The organism is Cytobacillus gottheilii (assembly GCF_001636345.1).
Lineage (GTDB): Bacteria > Bacillota > Bacilli > Bacillales > Cytobacillaceae > Cytobacillus > Cytobacillus gottheilii.
The window spans coordinates 2,109,559-2,126,117 of sequence record NZ_KV440945.1; the positions used below are offsets into that span (position 1 = coordinate 2,109,559).

A 16,559-nucleotide genomic window follows, 5' to 3' on the forward strand; every position below is an offset into this window, starting at 1 on the left:
GAATGAGGTTTGTATACAAAGATTATGTTTGATGAATGATAAAATGGTTTATAATACTAAAATCAAACTATTTATGCTATGATCAATTGAGAAAGCGTGGCGAACAAAATGAAAGCATTTTCTGTTAAGTTTCATAAAGAAGACCGTGTCGATGCAATGAATGTATTAAAATTAAATGAAGAAGATTTTCAAAGAGCCACAGAGGGCGGTACAAGGCACCTTTTTGAATTAGATACTAATATTGGTTTCTTTGTATATTTTGATGGTGTAGATGAGAATGGCAAGGAATCCTATATGGTCCTTCATTATGAAGGGGAAGAAGAGGAGCCAGATGCTTGTTATGCTTTTGAATTAAAAGATTTTTACCAATTTGCGGCCCTGCATTTGAATGATCTGGAATTTAATGAAGAACTGGAAGAGGATGAGGAGGAAGATGAGGAAATCTATACTCCAATCCATCATTTAGCTCATTTAATGTACCATATTATTGAAGAAGGCAAAACAATAGAAGTTTAGAGCGAAAAGAGAAAGCTGAACCACAATCATGGTTCAGCTTTTTGCTTTGTTCTTATTCTGCGGAAGCAGCGTGCTCATTGCAGAATTGCAGGATCTCAGATTCTTCATCTTCCTCTAAAGCGAAATCAAGAATTTCACCAGTTCCTGTTTGGAAATGGTAATTTAAAATTCGGGAATCCTGTTCATCTTTAAAATATAAGACGCGTAAGCTAATACCAGCTTCTGAATATAATTCATCCTCTTCATCAACTTCTAAACTTAAGAAAAACTCATATCTTAAACCTGAGAGTATTCCAGTAGGATCTTTTATTTGTTCAACAGTATAACTATTGATATTCATGTTATGTTCATCCTTTCCTTCTAACAGTCAACTTAGCCATTATACACTTTTTTAGTATAACAATGAAAATCTTTGGTCTATTTTGCTCAAAACTTCCGGCTTTGACGACTAAGACAAAAGGTGTTATAATAAAAAAGATAAATATTTGAATATTTTTGTGCTTTGACCACACTTGTTATAAAGAACCTATAACAAACGTTCTTTATATTAACGTGTGATTTTTATTTTCTCATAGGGTTTTACTCTTTCTAGGAGGTGCCTGTTTATGGCAAAGGGATTTGGAAGAAGAAACATGGAAGAAGTAAAAACGGAAGAGGTTAAGATTTGGGAATGTACATCCGAAACATGTAATTGCTGGGTGCGAGACAATTTTAAAAGCAGCGAGAAGCCTCTTTGCCCTATCTGTAACAATGAAATGAAGGAAAACATAAAAGAATTGCAAGTTGTAAACAACAGCAGTATTTTTTCAACTAAATAAACCATTTCTTGATTTTGAAAGCTGGCATACATATTGCCAGCTTTTTGCATTTTGCTGTGTATCACCGAGCACTTAAACAGTTTGTTCCTTTATAGTGTTTGCAGTCTTTACCGAAGTTATTCCTGTTAATATTTCTTTTTCATTTTGTCTAGGACGGTATCAAGTTCGTCGGGGCGGAGCAGCTCTATAGGAGAGTAGCCTTGTTCAAATTGAATCATATCAGCTTCTATCAGCAGCACATATTTTTGATTGATTTTGGCCAAATGAATCTGCTCACCGTAATCGCTTAACAGTCCCTTTATTGAAATATGATCTAACTTCATTTTCAGCTCAGCTTCGGGTGTTAGCTCTGTAATTTGTGCTGTGGCCTCTACTACTTGTTCTGTACTAAATCGTTCCTGCAGTTCTCTTTTAGGGCTAGTTGCCCAAACATCCATTGCAGTTTCGAATTGTTCTCTTTCTTCGCTTTCGCCTTCAAATGATTCCTCTATATGTGATTGAACCATTGTCATTACTTGAGACTTAATAATTTCCGGCATTGATTCTCCGTACTCCACATACTTTAAAAAGTCTTCAAAATAGCGGGCATGTGATGCCTGGTGAATCTTAACTTCATTCGGCTCAATTATTCCTTCTTCGGGCATGTAAGGATATTGTATTGATTTCATATTCTTTGTTGTAATGGCCATTTCGACATTTCTGATTAGGGTTGCTTCATCAGAGATAGACGCTACTTTTGGCTCGAAATCACACTTCATAATAAATAGAAAAGGTTCATCAAAGTACTTTCGAAGTTTTGCTGAAATAATGAGCAGCACACCGCCCCGAATTGCAGCTGTATCCGCATAAGCTCCTACAATTGCTTCGTTGGCATCTTGAAACTCTTCTTTAGTAGCAGCGTTTCTAACCTTTGCAAATACATTATAGTTTGGATTAGAGGTGAGATCATGTCCTTCTTCCGTAATAAAGCGGCCAATTTTAGTTGGTGCATTTTCTGATTTAGGATGTCTTTCTACTTTTCTTTTATTAATCTTAGTGAGTTCTCCATCAAGAAAATCCTTTAGCGGACTTTCTTCGTAAGCAGCCTGATCTAATGTCTGGTAATGTTTATTCGACTTACTTACGTTTTCGCCTTCACCGTGTATATTAATTACATAAAATGATAAGAACTTAATTTCAAAATCCATTTATATGCTCACCTTTTTTAAATGTTATCGTAGCATACTTGGACTATTGTCCGATTCAGCACTACAAAAGTATAGGAGAATAATTGGAATACGTCAATCAATCAGCTGTTGCATATTATGGTGTTGATAGGAAAAAATAACGTGAATGAAAGATTCCTGCTGGATGTGATTAAATGCAAAACATGTTATGGTATGCAATTTTAGGAATCATCGGCTGTATAATGATTAGGTTCACATACAAAAAAACAGATTTACGATTGTACATTGCTTTATATATTTTCACCATGGGACTTGCTTTTTTTTTGGATTTCTTTGTACTAATATTATTTGATGCATATGCATATCACCCAAAAGTATTTCGGGACCATTGGTATGATAACACAGTTGGATCGAGTATGTCACAGGCACTATTTATTCCAAGTCTGTTAATGGTAATGATTACTTTCAAAATGAAGCTAAGAATTGTTGTGCTCTTATTATTTGGTGTTTTTTTGATAGAGGAGGTTTTTACCTGGATCAACATCTATGAGCATTACTGGTGGAAATCTTGGTATACGATTATCATTTTATTCATTTCTATTTACGTTTTGAAAATGTGGAGAAACTTGCTTAAGCTGCAAATTCCGTTTACTAGGTTTTTGACAATCTATATGGCAATTACCACATGTATGCAAGGGCTGACGATTATTATTCAAGCGTTCTGGAGAACTCACCATTATACTATTGGCTGGTTTTCTGAATTATCAAGAGATAGTATTGCATTTAATACTGCATACTGGATGGTTTATAGCTTGCTTTTAGCAGCTATTGTTCTATACTTTTTTTCTTTCTCAGCTTGTTCCATCCTGCTGGTAGGTGATTTTTCAATTAATGTTATCTTAGAGAGGGCCGGAATATTGCATATAAACCAATACTGGCATCCAGTACTGTTTGGCATCTGTTTAATAATCGTCTTATTAATGATAAAAAAGTTAGATGATTATTTATTTTCCAGGATTCTAAAGTAGCGTATAAAACTTGCAGAACTGTTTAAAATAACTCTGATCACATACAAGGGAAAAGGGGTGTCCTGGTGGAAATAAACCGTGTGAAACAAATTTTATCATCAAGTGCAGATATTGAGGTTCAATATAATGGTGCATCTGTTTGGATCGATGGCATCAATGAAGAAAATAAAATGGCAACAGTGCATTTGCGCGGCCCTTTAGAAGAGCGAACAGAAGTAGCTATTTCAGATCTTAGAGAGATGTAAAGAGTTGCCTATATAGGCGGCTCTTTATCTTTGTACAAGTGTAAAACAGCCAAAGGTCGAATGCATCCTTAAGTATGTAGTGTTAAAATAATTGAAGCAAGGGGAAGTTAACAAAGTATCAATGTTGTTGCCTTTAAATACGTTGCCAGAGTATAATACCCTTAAAAAAGGGGGCTAGCCCATGAATATGGATGCTGCAGATCATACAGCTTGCGATCATCAAAATGTTCGTAAAAGCCATCATTCAGATGAGGTCAAGAAAAACCTGACTACCAGGTTAAATCGAATTGAAGGTCAAATTAGGGGCATAAAAGGTCTCATTGAAAAAGATACATATTGTGATGATGTCATTACACAAATATCTGCTACTCAATCTGCTTTAAATAGCGTGGCAAAACTGCTGCTGGAAGGTCACTTGAAGAGCTGTATAGTTGAGCGTATTCATGAAGGTGATGACAAGGTATTAGATGAATTTCTTACAACCGTTCAAAAATTGATGAAGAAATGAGGGGCACATATGGAGTACATAACTTTACAAGCCAGCGGCATGTCCTGCGGCCATTGTGTAAAAGCAATAGAGGACAGTGTCGGCGAATTATCTGGAGTAAGCAAGGTGAAAGTTCATCTTGAAAGCGGCAAGGTTGAGGTTGAATATAATCCTGCATCTGTTACACTAGATAAGATCAAAGCAGCAATTGATGAACAAGGATATGATGTTGTATAGAGAATCGTAGAACGTGTATTTATAGCACGTTCTATTATTTTTTTAATCTGATAAAAATATTTTTTTATTGGGAAATCGTGCTGGAACAAGTGTTTTTCGGGAAGAAAGGGTAAAAACAGAGTGTTCTAGCAAAATAAAAAAATTGAATTATATTTTTGCATATGATAGAATTACATACAATATCTAGTGTTGCTCTTGATAGTGTTAACTATATATAGATAATTACACAAGACCATCCGGACTTAAGAGGGAATTCGCTAGAACGCTGATGATTGCGCCTATCATCTTAAGCAGCAATCAAAATAGTGAACCACTGATATAAATAGTTGCAAATGGCAATATGACGTGAGGGGCAACTAGTTAAAAAAATGCACAAGCCAGAGAAACTGCTTGCGCGAGCAAAAGTTTCTTTCTTCGGGAAGTGTTTTTTTTTGTGAAAATGATAATCAGCAACGGTCAAAAAGATGATCGATGTTTCCTGGAAACATCAAAAACTTTTTTGATTCTGGTTAAATTGAAGCAGCATACAGCATGAAACCTTTAATTTTCGTTTTGCTTGGCTCAAATCTGTGGGATAGAGCGTATTCTCGACTGTTTAAAGACACCTGAAAAAGGACATTTACATAATGTGCATCAGGTGCATAATGTGTTTCCAAAAGAACAGCATTCCGCTGATTCTTTCATGTTGAAGGAGGAATTATCAATGACGAGTTTAACAAAAGTTGTTAACTTTCAGGAACTGCAGGAAATGTTTCCTGAACTGCAAATGCAAAATTTAGAAAAGAAAGCTGCGCAATTAGACAGCCTAAATGAAAATTCTTTTTATGATCAGCTAATACTAGAGTGCTTATCCTTTATTTCAATGGATGAACCTAATTGGACATATGTTGCAGCTCATTTATATTTACAGCAATTATATCGTCATGCAGGTGAGAATCGAGGATATCAGGCAGATCACAAATATGGCAGCTTTTATGATCTATTACATAAACTCGTCTCATTAGATATATATGAAGGTAAACTAATAGAGAAATATGATAGAGCTGAAATTGATGAGCTAGGGCGTTTTATTAACCCTGAAAAAGATCAGTTATTTACTTATTTAGGGATTAAGATGCTCGCTGATCGATATTTAGCGAAAGACCGTCAAAAGAATATCTATGAATTGCCTCAGGAGAGATTCATGGTGATCAGTATGATTTTGATGCAAAATGAAGCTCGCTCTCAAAGAGTTGAACTAGTAAAAGAAGCTTACTGGGCACTAAGTAATTTATATATGACTGTAGCAACACCGACTATGTCAAACGCCGGGAAAAAATGGGGGCAGCTTTCAAGCTGCTTTATTGAAACAGTTGACGATAGCTTAGATTCTATTTACGACAGCAATACGGATATTGCTGCATTATCTAAAAATGGCGGAGGAATTGGTGTCTACTTAGGCAAAATCCGCAGCAGAGGCAGTGATATTAAAGGCTTTAAAGGGGCATCTTCCGGCGTTTTGCCATGGATGAAGCAGTTAAACAATACAGCGGTAAGTGTAGATCAGCTTGGTCAGAGACAAGGAGCAATCAGTGTTTATTTAGATGTATGGCATAAGGATATTTTCTCTTTCTTAGATGCTAAATTAAACAATGGGGACGAGCGTTTGCGTACACATGACCTTTTCACTGGCATCTGTATCCCTGATTTATTCATGGAGGCTGTTGAGAATAGAGGAGACTGGCATTTATTTGATCCTCATGAAGTCAGAAGAGTAATGGGGTTCTCGCTGGAGGATTATTTTGATGAAAAAGATGGTGAGGGCTCTTTCAGAGAAAAGTATCAAGAGTGTATTGATAATGAGCAGCTTAGCCGTGAAACCATTCCAGCTATCGAAATTATGAAATCCGTTCTTAGAAGCCAGCTTGAAACAGGCACTCCGTTTATGTTCTATCGTGATGAAGTGAATCGTAAAAATGCAAATGGACATAAGGGAATGATCTATTGCACAAATCTTTGTACAGAGATAGTTCAAAACCAAAGTGTTACAAAAAGAATAGAGGAATATACAAAGGACGGCAAAATCGTGATCGAAAAAACGCCAGGAGACTTTGTTGTATGTAATCTTTCTTCCATTAACCTAGCACGTGCTGTCAGCGATTCTGCTTTGGAAAGACTTATTAAGGTCCAGGTTAGAATGCTTGATAATGTTATCGATATTAATACGATTCCTGTTATACAAGGGCAGTTAACAAACCAAAAGTACCGTGCAATTGGCTTAGGGACATTTGGCTGGCATCATTTGCTTGCGATCAGTAAAATTGCTTGGGAAAGCGAAAGAGCAGTTCAATTTGCAGACGAGCTATATGAAAAAATCGCTTATTTAACGATTCAAAGCTCTATGGAACTTGCTGCTGAAAAAGAATCATATCCTGCATTTGAAGGCTCAGATTGGGATACTGGAGCATATTTTGAAAAACGCGGATATCTGCAGTCAGACAGCAATCTGGATTGGCAAGGGTTAATGGAGTCTGTGCAAAAAAATGGAATGAGAAATGCTTATTTATTAGCAGTAGCTCCTAATGCTTCAACAGCATTGATCGCAGGAAGCACACCAAGCATCGATCCTATTTTCAATAAGCAATATTCTGAAGAGAAAAAGGATTATCGTATCCCTGTAACTGCTCCAGACCTTAACAGTGAGACAACATGGTATTATAAATCTGCTTACTTATTGGATCAAAAATGGAGTATTCTGCAGAATGCGCAGCGTCAAAAACATATTGATCAGGCAATCTCTTTTAACTTATATGTACCAAATACAATCAAAGCAAAAGACCTTCTTGATCTTCATACAACAGCTTGGAAAGAAAAGTTAAAAACTAGCTATTATATTCGATCAACATCTTCTGAAATTGAAGATTGTGAATCATGCTCCAGCTGATTTGAAAGGGGAAATACGAATGGTAACGATCAATAAAAGAAAAATTATGGATGAGACCGCCCCAAACCGGTCTACGGCTATTATCAATGGCTCAACTTCAAATATATTAAACTGGGATGATGTCCGTTATTCTTGGGCATATCCTAAATACAAAAAAATGCTGGCTAACTTTTGGACGCCATTTGAAATTAATATGTCTCAAGACATTAAGCAGTTTCCTGCATTATCAAAAGATGAACAAGATTCCTTCTTGAAAATTATCGGGTTATTAGCTCTGCTTGATAGTATCCAGACGGATTATGCCGGCAAGGTTGCAGATTATCTGACAGATTCCAGCCTTTCAGCCTTGATGATCATTCTTGCACAGCAAGAAGTCATTCACAATCATTCATATTCATATGTACTATCAAGTATTGTTTCAAAACAAAAGCAGGACGAAGTTTTTGAATACTGGCGTACAGAAGAAACATTAATAAAAAGAAATGAATTTGTTACAAACGGCTATAAAGATTTTGCAAAGGACCCAACTGCTGAAAATCTATTAAAGTCTATTGTTTACGATGTGGTATTAGAAGGTTTGTTCTTCTATTCCGGCTTTGCTTTCTTCTACTATCTTGCAAGAAATCAAAAAATGGTTTCCACATCCACGATGATTAACTATATAAATCGTGATGAACAAATTCACGTGGATTTATTTGTGAAGATCTTTAAAGAAATAATAGCTGAAAATCCTGAATTGGATACACCAGAACTAAAAATGTTTGTGAAAGAAACATTTAAAGAAGCGGCAGAGCTTGAAATTGAATGGGCACGTACTGTTATTGGTAATAAATTAGAAGGTGTTCTGCTAAGTGATCTTGAAGCGTATATTAAATTTTACGCAAATGTGCGCAGCAACCAGCTCGGTTTTGAACGACCGTTTGAAGGTTTTAGAACAAATCCACTGCGCTGGATTGTAGCATATGAAGAAGTTGACCAAGGCAAATCAGACTTTTTCGAGCAAAAATCACGTCAATATACGAAAGTGAATCAAGTCGATAACGGATTTGATGAGCTTTAATGAGAAAAGGATTAGTGACTTGAAACGTCGCTAATCCTTTTTTTATTTTCTCGGTATAATTGTATTTGTCAATAATATTTCAAAGAAATATTTTACGATTTTTTGAACGTTTTGATTGTATTCCTTCATAATCTAATTTATAATTATTATAAATAAGGTGAAGGAGTGAGAAATCATGATTCGTATTGCATTTTCCGGTTTTGGAGCAATTGTTCTGATCGTTATTGAATCATATATCGCTATGTACCTAAAAGGATCATCAACCATTCAATTTGGAGGCTTAAGTCCTGTGATTTCAATTTGGGCGATGAACTTCTTCTTGCTATTTACAATGTTTACTCATTATAAAATCTGGAAAGAAAACAGGGAAGTTACAAAGGAAAATACCTCTGTCTAAACGAATAAACAAGCGTTTGGGCCCACAGGGATTTATTTTCAACCCCGGGTCCTTAGGCGCAAACTCGTATGATTGTCTACATACATGCGAAAAGCCTATCCGAAAAGGAAAGGCTTTTTTTATACTCTAAAAAGGTAATTGCATGAGAGAGATAATCTATTTTAAAAAATCTGATTCTTTTACGAAAAAATTAAATATTTTAAATACGGTAAATAACATTTTTACCTATTATAATATGACGTATAGGAACATTTAACTATAATAATTCATTACCACTATAGAATTTTAAGAGAGGCAAGGTACATTCCATGGAGCTTACCAGCTACTATAATATAACTCTTGTTTTCATTTCCATTTTAATTGCTGTTATTGCTTCATACGCATCCTTAAATATTGTCAGCCGCCTAAGAAGATCTTCAGGTATGGTTCGTTATATTTGGCTTACTGCTGGTGCTTTTTCATTAGGCTTTGGTATCTGGTCTATGCACTTTATTGCCATGTTGGCTCATCATCTTAGTATTCCTGTTATGTACGATACCTTTCTGGTGGTTTTATCAATTGTTTTGGCTGTAGTTGCATGTGCCATTGCTTTTGCTATTGTTAGTGTAGGCTTAAACCGGGGATTATTTATCTTTATAGGAGCTGCCTTTTTATCAGCTGGAATTGCATTAATGCATTATGTAGGAATGGCAGCCATGGTAATGGATGCTGCGATTATTTATGATCCATTATTATTCGTTTTGTCGATTATTATTGCTTTTGTTGCTTCATTAGCGGCCTTATATTTATTCTTTTATTTTGAAAAAAATGCAAATCAAAAGTACACACATCTAAAAAAGATAGCGAGTTCTTTAGTTATGGGTGCCGCAATCTCCGGCATGCATTTTACCGGGATGGCTGCAGCGACATATGAATCTATGGGAATTGAACACAATCACGCACACGCTCATTCCTCAGCTGCAATCTATACAACAGTCATGGGGTTCACTATAGGAATTGGAATGTTTCTGCTTCTCACCATTATTTTGGTTAGTACATTTTTAGATAGAAGATTTCAGCAGAAAACCGATCAGCTTCAATTTTTGGATAATATGTATCAATCCATTATTATGACTGCGAATGATGCGATTGTTTTAGCTGACAGTGAGGGAACCATTATTGCCTGGAATAACGCAGCTGAAGCTATATTCTACTACAAAGAAAATGAAATTCTTGGGCAGAGTCTGGACGTTATTATTCCTGTTAGCTACCGCAAGGCGCATAGTAAGGGTTTGAAGGATTATGTTGCTACTGGAAAAGAACAAATTATTGGAAAGTCGGTTGAGTTAGAAGCTCTTCGCAAAAATGGAGAGGTCTTTGCAATTGAATTAACACTATCAACCTTGACGAATGATGAAAATACGTATTTCAGTGGAATCATCCGGGACATTTCTGAACGGAAAAAGAATGAGAAGAAAATAACGGAGCTTGTTTATCGTGATCCATTAACAAACTTACCGAATAGAAGGTTCTTGAATAATTATCTTTCCTTAAGTATCGAACAGGCAGCAATCAATCATCAATCATTGGCAGTTCTTTTTATTGACCTTGACCGTTTTAAATATATAAATGATACACTCGGCCACAGTGTCGGTGATCAGCTTCTCGTGGAAGTATCGAAGCGAATGTCTAAATATATTGAGAAAAAGGACATGCTTGCCAGACAGGGAGGAGATGAATATATATTAATCTTCCCGCAAATGAATCATCAGCATGCTGCAAAAATTTCACAGCAGATTTTAGATGAATTGTTAATGCCATTTCATTTTGAGGATAACGAACTGTTTATCTCGGCTTCCATTGGCATCAGTATGTATCCTGAAGATGGCAGTGAAGCTGATTTGCTTGTGAAAAATGCCGACACAGCAATGTACAGGGCAAAAGAGAATGGAAAAAACAATTTTCAATTCTTTACAGCCGATATGAATGAGCTGATGGCAAAAAAAATGAGACTAGAGATTGGATTGCGCAAAGCGGTCATTAATAACGAATTAGAACTATATTATCAGCCGCAAATACAGGTGAACACTGGTCATATTATGGGGGTTGAAGCATTAATCCGCTGGAACCATCCTAAGATGGGCATCGTTTCACCTGCAGATTTTATCCCACTCGCTGAAGAGACAGGATTGATTATCCAGATTGGAACTTGGGTAATTGAAACGGCATGCCGACAAGCAAAGGAATGGGAGATACAGGGATATGCTCCCGTAAGAATGAGTATAAATATCTCTGCACGCCAATTCCAGCAGACCTCGTTTGTAGATACGGTGATGGAAATTATCGAAAATACTAAAATTGATCCACAATACCTGGAACTTGAATTAACGGAAACGATTGTACAAGATCCGGTTTATGCGATTCCAGTGCTTAATCAATTAAAAGAGATGGGCATAAAATTATCCCTGGATGATTTCGGTACAGGGTATTCTTCATTAAGCTATTTAAAGTCCTTTCCGCTTGATACATTAAAAATTGACCGTTCATTTATTAGTACAGTCAACGAAAGCGGGAAAGATGCAGCCATTGTCAAAACAATTATTAATATGGCTAATAGCCTTGATCTAAATGTAATAGCTGAAGGTGTGGAAACAAATGAACAGCTGTTATCCTTAAAGCAGGATGGCTGTGACGAATATCAGGGATACTTGTTCAGTAAGCCTGTAAAAGCTATTGCAGTACAAGAATTGCTTCAAAAATGTATGGAAGAAAAGTCATTAGGACCAATAGTTGAAGTTTAAAACATAAATTGGTTTTCTCAAGAATAAAGCCTAAACAATAGGGAAACAAATGAACTAGACGAGGAATCATATTTCCGTCTAGTTTTTTATTTTTGGAGCATAACAGTCTCTTGAACGATGAAATGCCATTAAAATATAGCCTTATTATGTATTTTAACCCCTGTGCACAATTATTTGTTACCTAACTATTTAGAAGCAAGTATACTGATATTAATGGAAGGATGAAAGGGCAATCTGTTTCGTGAGTAAAAACTCAGTGCTTCAACAGAAGGCAAAGGAATGAAAAAATATAAATTAATCATGATTATGATTGTAGTCCTATTAATTGCTTTTTTCATGTGGAGTAAAAACGGGGACGGTGTTACCGTGCAAAAGTATGTAAAAGAACATTATATGAGTGATTCACTTATTTCTAGCTACCAAACCGGTGAAGATGAGCAATATTTATCAGAAAGTATAGGTTTGTATATGAAATATTTGCTGCTTGGCGGGTATGATGAAGCGTTTCGTGAGCAAGTAGATGTTCTTAAAAAACATTTCCTTCTTTCAAATGAAAAGGGTATCTATATACGCTGGTCTCTTGACGAGCATGCAGCAGCTAATGCACTAATAGATGATGTAAGGATTATTCAGGCGCTTATCAAAGGTTCATTATCATTTAAGGAACAAGAATATCAAAAATTAGCAGATGAACTAAGGGACTCTTTAGTAAGTTTGCAGTATGAAGATGGACTGTATCGTGATTTCTCAGATTGGACTACAGGTGAACCAGCAGGAAGAATAACATTAAGCTATTTAACAGATGACTTTTTTCGAACACTAACAGATACAGATGAAACAGAAGAGCTGCTTTTAAATGCATTAACTATCGAAGGACCATTTTTTCCAGAATACTACAATATAAGCAAGCAAGCATATCAATATAGTGATGAGGTTCATATGGTCGATCAGCTGTTAATCGCTGCCAACAAAGTGAAGCGTGGACAAGAACTTCCCTTATTCAACAATTGGCTGCTCACACAATTGGAGGAAGAAGGAAAAGTGTTTGGCCGTTATGATAGAAACAGCGGAAAGCCCCTTGTTTTGTATGAATCATTGGCTGTTTATGCTTTTACGTATGATTACTTATTGTTAATTGGAGAAGAGCAAGTTGCAGAACGTATGTGGAACCATGTTATCGAGCTTGAAAAATCGATCGCTTCTGAGGAAGAACATTTCTTTGATTATATTTTATTTCATACATTTAATGACTTTAGCACCGCTCCGCTATAGGAGTGGTGCTTTTATTTTAATTCCTCGATCGTAATCCTTACTTTTTCTCCATGAATGTCTTTTAATAATTGAAGCAAATCTTCACCGCCAATTGATAAGTTCAGCGATTTTTCTTCGTTTGTCTGAATGTCCGTGTGAACAATTCCTTCTAAATTTATATCCAGCAACATAATGACCTCCATTTATTTTATTTACTGATTATATTCACGATTCAAGCTGTTGTTAAACATTAAGATTATGTGATGGATTTCACAATTGAATTAAAAAAAGAGGGTGAAGCCAGGTAAGGGGGAGTGGATGAAGGATATAGGAAAGATTAGTTTACTTTTTTATATAGTTCTTCTGTTTCTCTTGCATGTGCACAGGCAGAATTGAAAGAATCAAACCGCTCTGATTGGTAGACAAGGTCATTCCATTCAAAGTTTCCTATTTCACTTGATGGGTAAACCGCAACTCGCCAGCTGTAATTTTTCTTTTTCTCTAATTTGCCTTCTATGGCAATGAGCCAGTGACTGCAGGAAATAGAGTTATTTTTCATTTTAAAAGCTGGCAGGGGGATAATTGATTTTTGAAAAAAATCAACATAACTTTTTGTGAGGGTGTCCATTTTTAAATACCGCCTTTCAAAAGGGATTAATTTTATTATATGTTCTTGAAGGGTGTTTTTCTGTCACACCTTTCTGAATTAAATTGACAAGAAAGTTACTTTTGACACTTTTAAATGCTTTAATTCAAGAAAATTACATCTTATGTCTAATCTGCTTGTTAAGTGGTCAATAATAACTGTGTATCTGATCGAATTTAATTTAGGAGGAAATAATATGAGTTCAGCTTTTTTTAATGCTATTAAAAACCGCCGCTCCATTTACGGTATTAGTAAGGAGCATGTTGCTTCGAATGAAGCTATAAAAGAAATTATTCACGAAGCAGTTCTCCATACACCATCATCATTCAACTCGCAAAGCACGCGAGTGGTCTTATTGCTGGGTGAGAATCATGATAAAGTTTGGGAATTAACAAAGGATGCTTTAAGAAAAGTTGTACCAGCTGAAAATTTTTCGCCTACAGATGAAAAAATCAATTCTTTTAAAGCTGGATATGGCACCGTTTTATTTTATGAAGATCAGCAAGTAGTAAAAGGACTTCAGGAAGATTTTGCGTTATATGCAGACAATTTCCCTGTATGGTCAGAGCATACATCTGCTATGCATCAATTTGTAATATGGACTGCTTTAGAGGAACTTGGTTTTGGGGCCTCTTTACAGCATTATAATCCGTTAATCGATGAGTCAATCCAGCAGGAGTGGTCAATTCCGTCATCATGGAAGTTAATTGCACAAATGCCATTCGGAAAACCAACTATAGCTCCTGGAGAAAAAGATTTTAAACCGCTGGAAGAGCGTATTAAGATATTTGAATAATTACCTTAAAGGGTACTAGACATGAAGAACCTGGATGATTAACTTTATATAATCATTCAGGTTTTTTGTTTTGTGCTACTGTGTTATAAAAATTAAAAGGAAAGTAAACCCAACGGACAAAGCTGCGGATATGATTCAGATTTTTTACAGGAATTTCAAATTCCCATCTCATTTATCCGCTTAGAAAGAAATAATTTCAGAACAGCAGGCAAAAAATATAGGAACATAAAAAGATCCGCTCCACAAGGAGACGGATAAAAAAGAGACTATGGAATCATTAGAAAAAACAAAGATAAAACAACATATAGTATTTATTATGGAGATTAAAACTATATGTTGTTATTTTAGATTTTAGCATAATACATAATATAGATCAAACTATTATTTTGAGATAATTCTAAAAATAATAGTAAATTCAATTTCCATTCAAAAACAATCACTAGTTGATTGTTTTTGAAAGAAAATGATTGAAATCTGCAATCGGTTTCAGTACAATAAGAACATGATAAAGCTTCAGTAAAAAGGAGATTTTTATAATGCTTACGCCAGACAGGCACCAGCTTATATTAAAACTATTAAAGCAGCAGTCAACGGTGAAAATACAAGATATCGTAGAGGCTACAAATAGTTCAGAATCGACGATCAGACGTGATTTAACTCAATTGGAAAAAGGGAAATACCTGAAAAGAGTACATGGAGGGGCTTCAAGATTACAAGGAAAGCTTCAAGAGCCAAGTATGATTGAAAAATCAGCCAAAAACCTTCAAGAAAAAAAACAAATAGCCAAGCATGCAGCATCGCTGGTTGAAGAAGGAGATTCCATTTACTTAGATGCAGGTTCTACAGTAGCTGAAATAATCCCTTTCCTGCCTGTTCATAATATAGTTGTTGTTACGAATGGACTTACACATGTAAATCAATTAATAGATCGAAACATTACGACTTACATTATTGGCGGCTTTGCGAAGCCAAAAACAAATGCAGTAATTGGCCGCGGAGCACTTGAAAGCTTGAAACAATACCGTTTCGATAAATGTTTCATGGGGGTCAATGGGATTCATCCCGAATTTGGCTTTACAACGCCAGATCAGGAAGAGGCATTGATTAAGCAGACGGCCATTGGTTTAGCCCGTGAAGCATATGTGCTGGCTGATGATTCTAAGTTGTTTGAAATTGGATTCGCTAAAATAGGAGATTTGCACGAAGCATTAATTATTACAAATGAACATGATGAAGAGAGTCTAATCGAAATAAAGAGTAAAACTATGGTAAAGGTAGTGAATTCATGATATATACACTAACGCTAAACCCTTCTGTAGACTATATCACATCCCTTAATCAATTTAATGTGGGTCATTTAAATCGGGTTGAAGAGGGAACTAAGCTGCCAGGCGGCAAGGGAATCAACGTTTCCCGTCTTTTAAAAAGAATGGGAGTTACTAGTGTTGCACTTGGTTATGTCGGAGGATTTACTGGCAAGTATATCGAGACGTATTTACAGGGTGAGCAAATAAATACAGATTTTGTACACGTTAACGATGATACAAGAATTAATGTAAAAATTAAGGCAGCTGAAGAAACAGAACTGAATGGAAAGGGACCAAATATAACAGCTGAAGAAATGGATCTGCTGAAAAGGAAAATTTCTGCTTTAACGGAAGAAGATCTGCTTGTTATTGCCGGGAGCATTCCAGCTAGTTTGCCTGCTTCAACATATGAAGAAATCGTAAAAACACTAGGAGAAAACGGAACATCATTTGTAGTGGATGCTGAAGGTGAGTTATTAAAAAAGGTGCTTCCGTATCGTCCGTTCCTGATTAAGCCAAACCATCATGAGCTTGGACAGCTTTTTGAGACTGAGATTACATCAGCAGAGCAGGCCATTTTATATGGAAGACGTCTGCTGGAGATGGGTGCTCAACATGTCATTGTTTCAATGGCAGGGGACGGTGCCATTTTTATCAGTGAGAATGAAGTCTATACTTCAAATGTTCCAAAGGGAGAGGTACAAAGCTCGGTTGGTGCTGGTGATTCGATGGTAGCTGGCTTTTTAGCTCAATATGAAAAAACAAAAAATATTGAAAAGGCATTTCAATATAGTGTGGCTAGCGGCAGTGCAACCGCATTTTCTATTGGGCTTGCGACCGAGGAAAAAATTCAGCAGCTCTTAGATGAAGTGAACATAAGAAAAGGAAATGGAGCGAACTAA

At 36.0% G+C, this 16,559-nt stretch carries 18 protein-coding genes; 14 read left to right on the plus strand and 4 right to left on the minus strand.

Features of this window, described 5'->3' with window-relative positions; genetic code table 11:
• Nucleotides 1–108 precede the first annotated feature (108 nt).
• The gene (locus tag A6754_RS10220; protein ID WP_066444699.1) at nt 109–516 is read left to right on the plus strand and encodes a cytosolic protein; all 408 of its coding nucleotides are present in this window, start codon (nt 109–111) and stop codon (nt 514–516) included.
• A gap of 52 nt (nt 517–568) precedes the next feature.
• Here A6754_RS10220 and A6754_RS10225 read toward each other — a convergent pair whose 3' ends face one another.
• Nucleotides 569–856: a DUF6509 family protein gene (locus tag A6754_RS10225; protein ID WP_066444701.1), complete on the minus strand. Its 288-nt coding sequence runs from the start codon at nt 854–856 to the stop codon at nt 569–571.
• Between the two features lie 265 nt (nt 857–1,121).
• Here A6754_RS10225 and A6754_RS10230 point away from each other — a divergent pair, with 265 nt between their 5' ends.
• Entirely contained in the window at nt 1,122–1,334 is a 213-nt protein-coding gene (locus tag A6754_RS10230) for a cold-shock protein (protein ID WP_066444704.1), read from the plus strand.
• Between the two features lie 125 nt (nt 1,335–1,459).
• Here A6754_RS10230 and A6754_RS10235 read toward each other — a convergent pair whose 3' ends face one another.
• Nucleotides 1,460–2,521, minus strand: coding sequence for a DUF3900 domain-containing protein (locus A6754_RS10235; protein WP_066444707.1), 1,062 nt, complete (start codon nt 2,519–2,521; stop codon nt 1,460–1,462).
• 173 nt (nt 2,522–2,694) lie between these two features.
• Between A6754_RS10235 and A6754_RS10240 the strand changes: the two genes are divergently transcribed.
• From A6754_RS10240 to A6754_RS10280, 9 genes are all read left to right on the plus strand, one after another.
• The gene (locus A6754_RS10240) at nt 2,695–3,528 is read left to right on the plus strand and encodes a hypothetical protein (RefSeq protein WP_066444712.1); all 834 of its coding nucleotides are present in this window, start codon (nt 2,695–2,697) and stop codon (nt 3,526–3,528) included.
• Nucleotides 3,529–3,593: 65 nt separating this feature from the next.
• Nucleotides 3,594–3,773: an H-type small acid-soluble spore protein gene (locus A6754_RS10245; RefSeq protein ID WP_066444715.1), complete on the plus strand. Its 180-nt coding sequence runs from the start codon at nt 3,594–3,596 to the stop codon at nt 3,771–3,773.
• Between the two features lie 181 nt (nt 3,774–3,954).
• Nucleotides 3,955–4,281, plus strand: coding sequence for a metal-sensitive transcriptional regulator (locus A6754_RS10250; RefSeq protein ID WP_066444717.1), 327 nt, complete (start codon nt 3,955–3,957; stop codon nt 4,279–4,281).
• Nucleotides 4,282–4,290: 9 nt separating this feature from the next.
• Nucleotides 4,291–4,497 carry a copper chaperone CopZ gene (gene copZ, locus A6754_RS10255; protein WP_066444719.1) on the plus strand — a complete coding sequence of 69 codons (207 nt, stop codon included), beginning with the start codon at nt 4,291–4,293 and terminating at the stop codon, nt 4,495–4,497.
• 703 nt (nt 4,498–5,200) lie between these two features.
• A complete protein-coding gene (locus A6754_RS10260; protein WP_066444723.1) occupies nt 5,201–7,420 on the plus strand; it encodes a ribonucleoside-diphosphate reductase subunit alpha in 2,220 nt (739 codons plus the stop codon).
• 19 nt (nt 7,421–7,439) lie between these two features.
• A complete protein-coding gene (locus tag A6754_RS10265) occupies nt 7,440–8,480 on the plus strand; it encodes a ribonucleotide-diphosphate reductase subunit beta (protein ID WP_066444726.1) in 1,041 nt (346 codons plus the stop codon).
• Between the two features lie 175 nt (nt 8,481–8,655).
• Nucleotides 8,656–8,877, plus strand: coding sequence for a hypothetical protein (locus A6754_RS10270; protein ID WP_066444734.1), 222 nt, complete (start codon nt 8,656–8,658; stop codon nt 8,875–8,877).
• 308 nt (nt 8,878–9,185) lie between these two features.
• A complete protein-coding gene (locus A6754_RS10275) occupies nt 9,186–11,657 on the plus strand; it encodes a bifunctional diguanylate cyclase/phosphodiesterase (protein WP_066444736.1) in 2,472 nt (823 codons plus the stop codon).
• A 279-nt stretch (nt 11,658–11,936) separates the two neighbouring features.
• Nucleotides 11,937–12,929 (plus strand): hypothetical protein, encoded by a 993-nt coding sequence (locus A6754_RS10280; protein ID WP_066444738.1) that lies wholly within the window; start codon nt 11,937–11,939, stop codon nt 12,927–12,929.
• An 11-nt stretch (nt 12,930–12,940) separates the two neighbouring features.
• Here A6754_RS10280 and A6754_RS22755 read toward each other — a convergent pair whose 3' ends face one another.
• Both A6754_RS22755 and A6754_RS10285 read right to left on the minus strand, forming a co-directional pair.
• Nucleotides 12,941–13,099: a hypothetical protein gene (locus A6754_RS22755; protein WP_156495756.1), complete on the minus strand. Its 159-nt coding sequence runs from the start codon at nt 13,097–13,099 to the stop codon at nt 12,941–12,943.
• Nucleotides 13,100–13,245: 146 nt separating this feature from the next.
• Nucleotides 13,246–13,536: a hypothetical protein gene (locus A6754_RS10285; protein WP_066444746.1), complete on the minus strand. Its 291-nt coding sequence runs from the start codon at nt 13,534–13,536 to the stop codon at nt 13,246–13,248.
• 214 nt (nt 13,537–13,750) lie between these two features.
• On the opposite strand from A6754_RS10285, the gene A6754_RS10290 reads away from it, so the two are divergent.
• From A6754_RS10290 to pfkB, 3 genes are all read left to right on the plus strand, one after another.
• Nucleotides 13,751–14,350 carry a nitroreductase family protein gene (locus tag A6754_RS10290; protein WP_066444749.1) on the plus strand — a complete coding sequence of 200 codons (600 nt, stop codon included), beginning with the start codon at nt 13,751–13,753 and terminating at the stop codon, nt 14,348–14,350.
• A 536-nt stretch (nt 14,351–14,886) separates the two neighbouring features.
• Complete coding sequence (locus A6754_RS10295) at nt 14,887–15,639, plus strand: DeoR/GlpR family DNA-binding transcription regulator (protein WP_066444751.1); 753 nt, start codon at nt 14,887–14,889, stop codon at nt 15,637–15,639.
• A complete protein-coding gene (pfkB, locus tag A6754_RS10300) occupies nt 15,636–16,559 on the plus strand; it encodes a 1-phosphofructokinase (protein WP_066444755.1) in 924 nt (307 codons plus the stop codon). Before A6754_RS10295 ends, pfkB begins: the two co-directional genes overlap by 4 nt.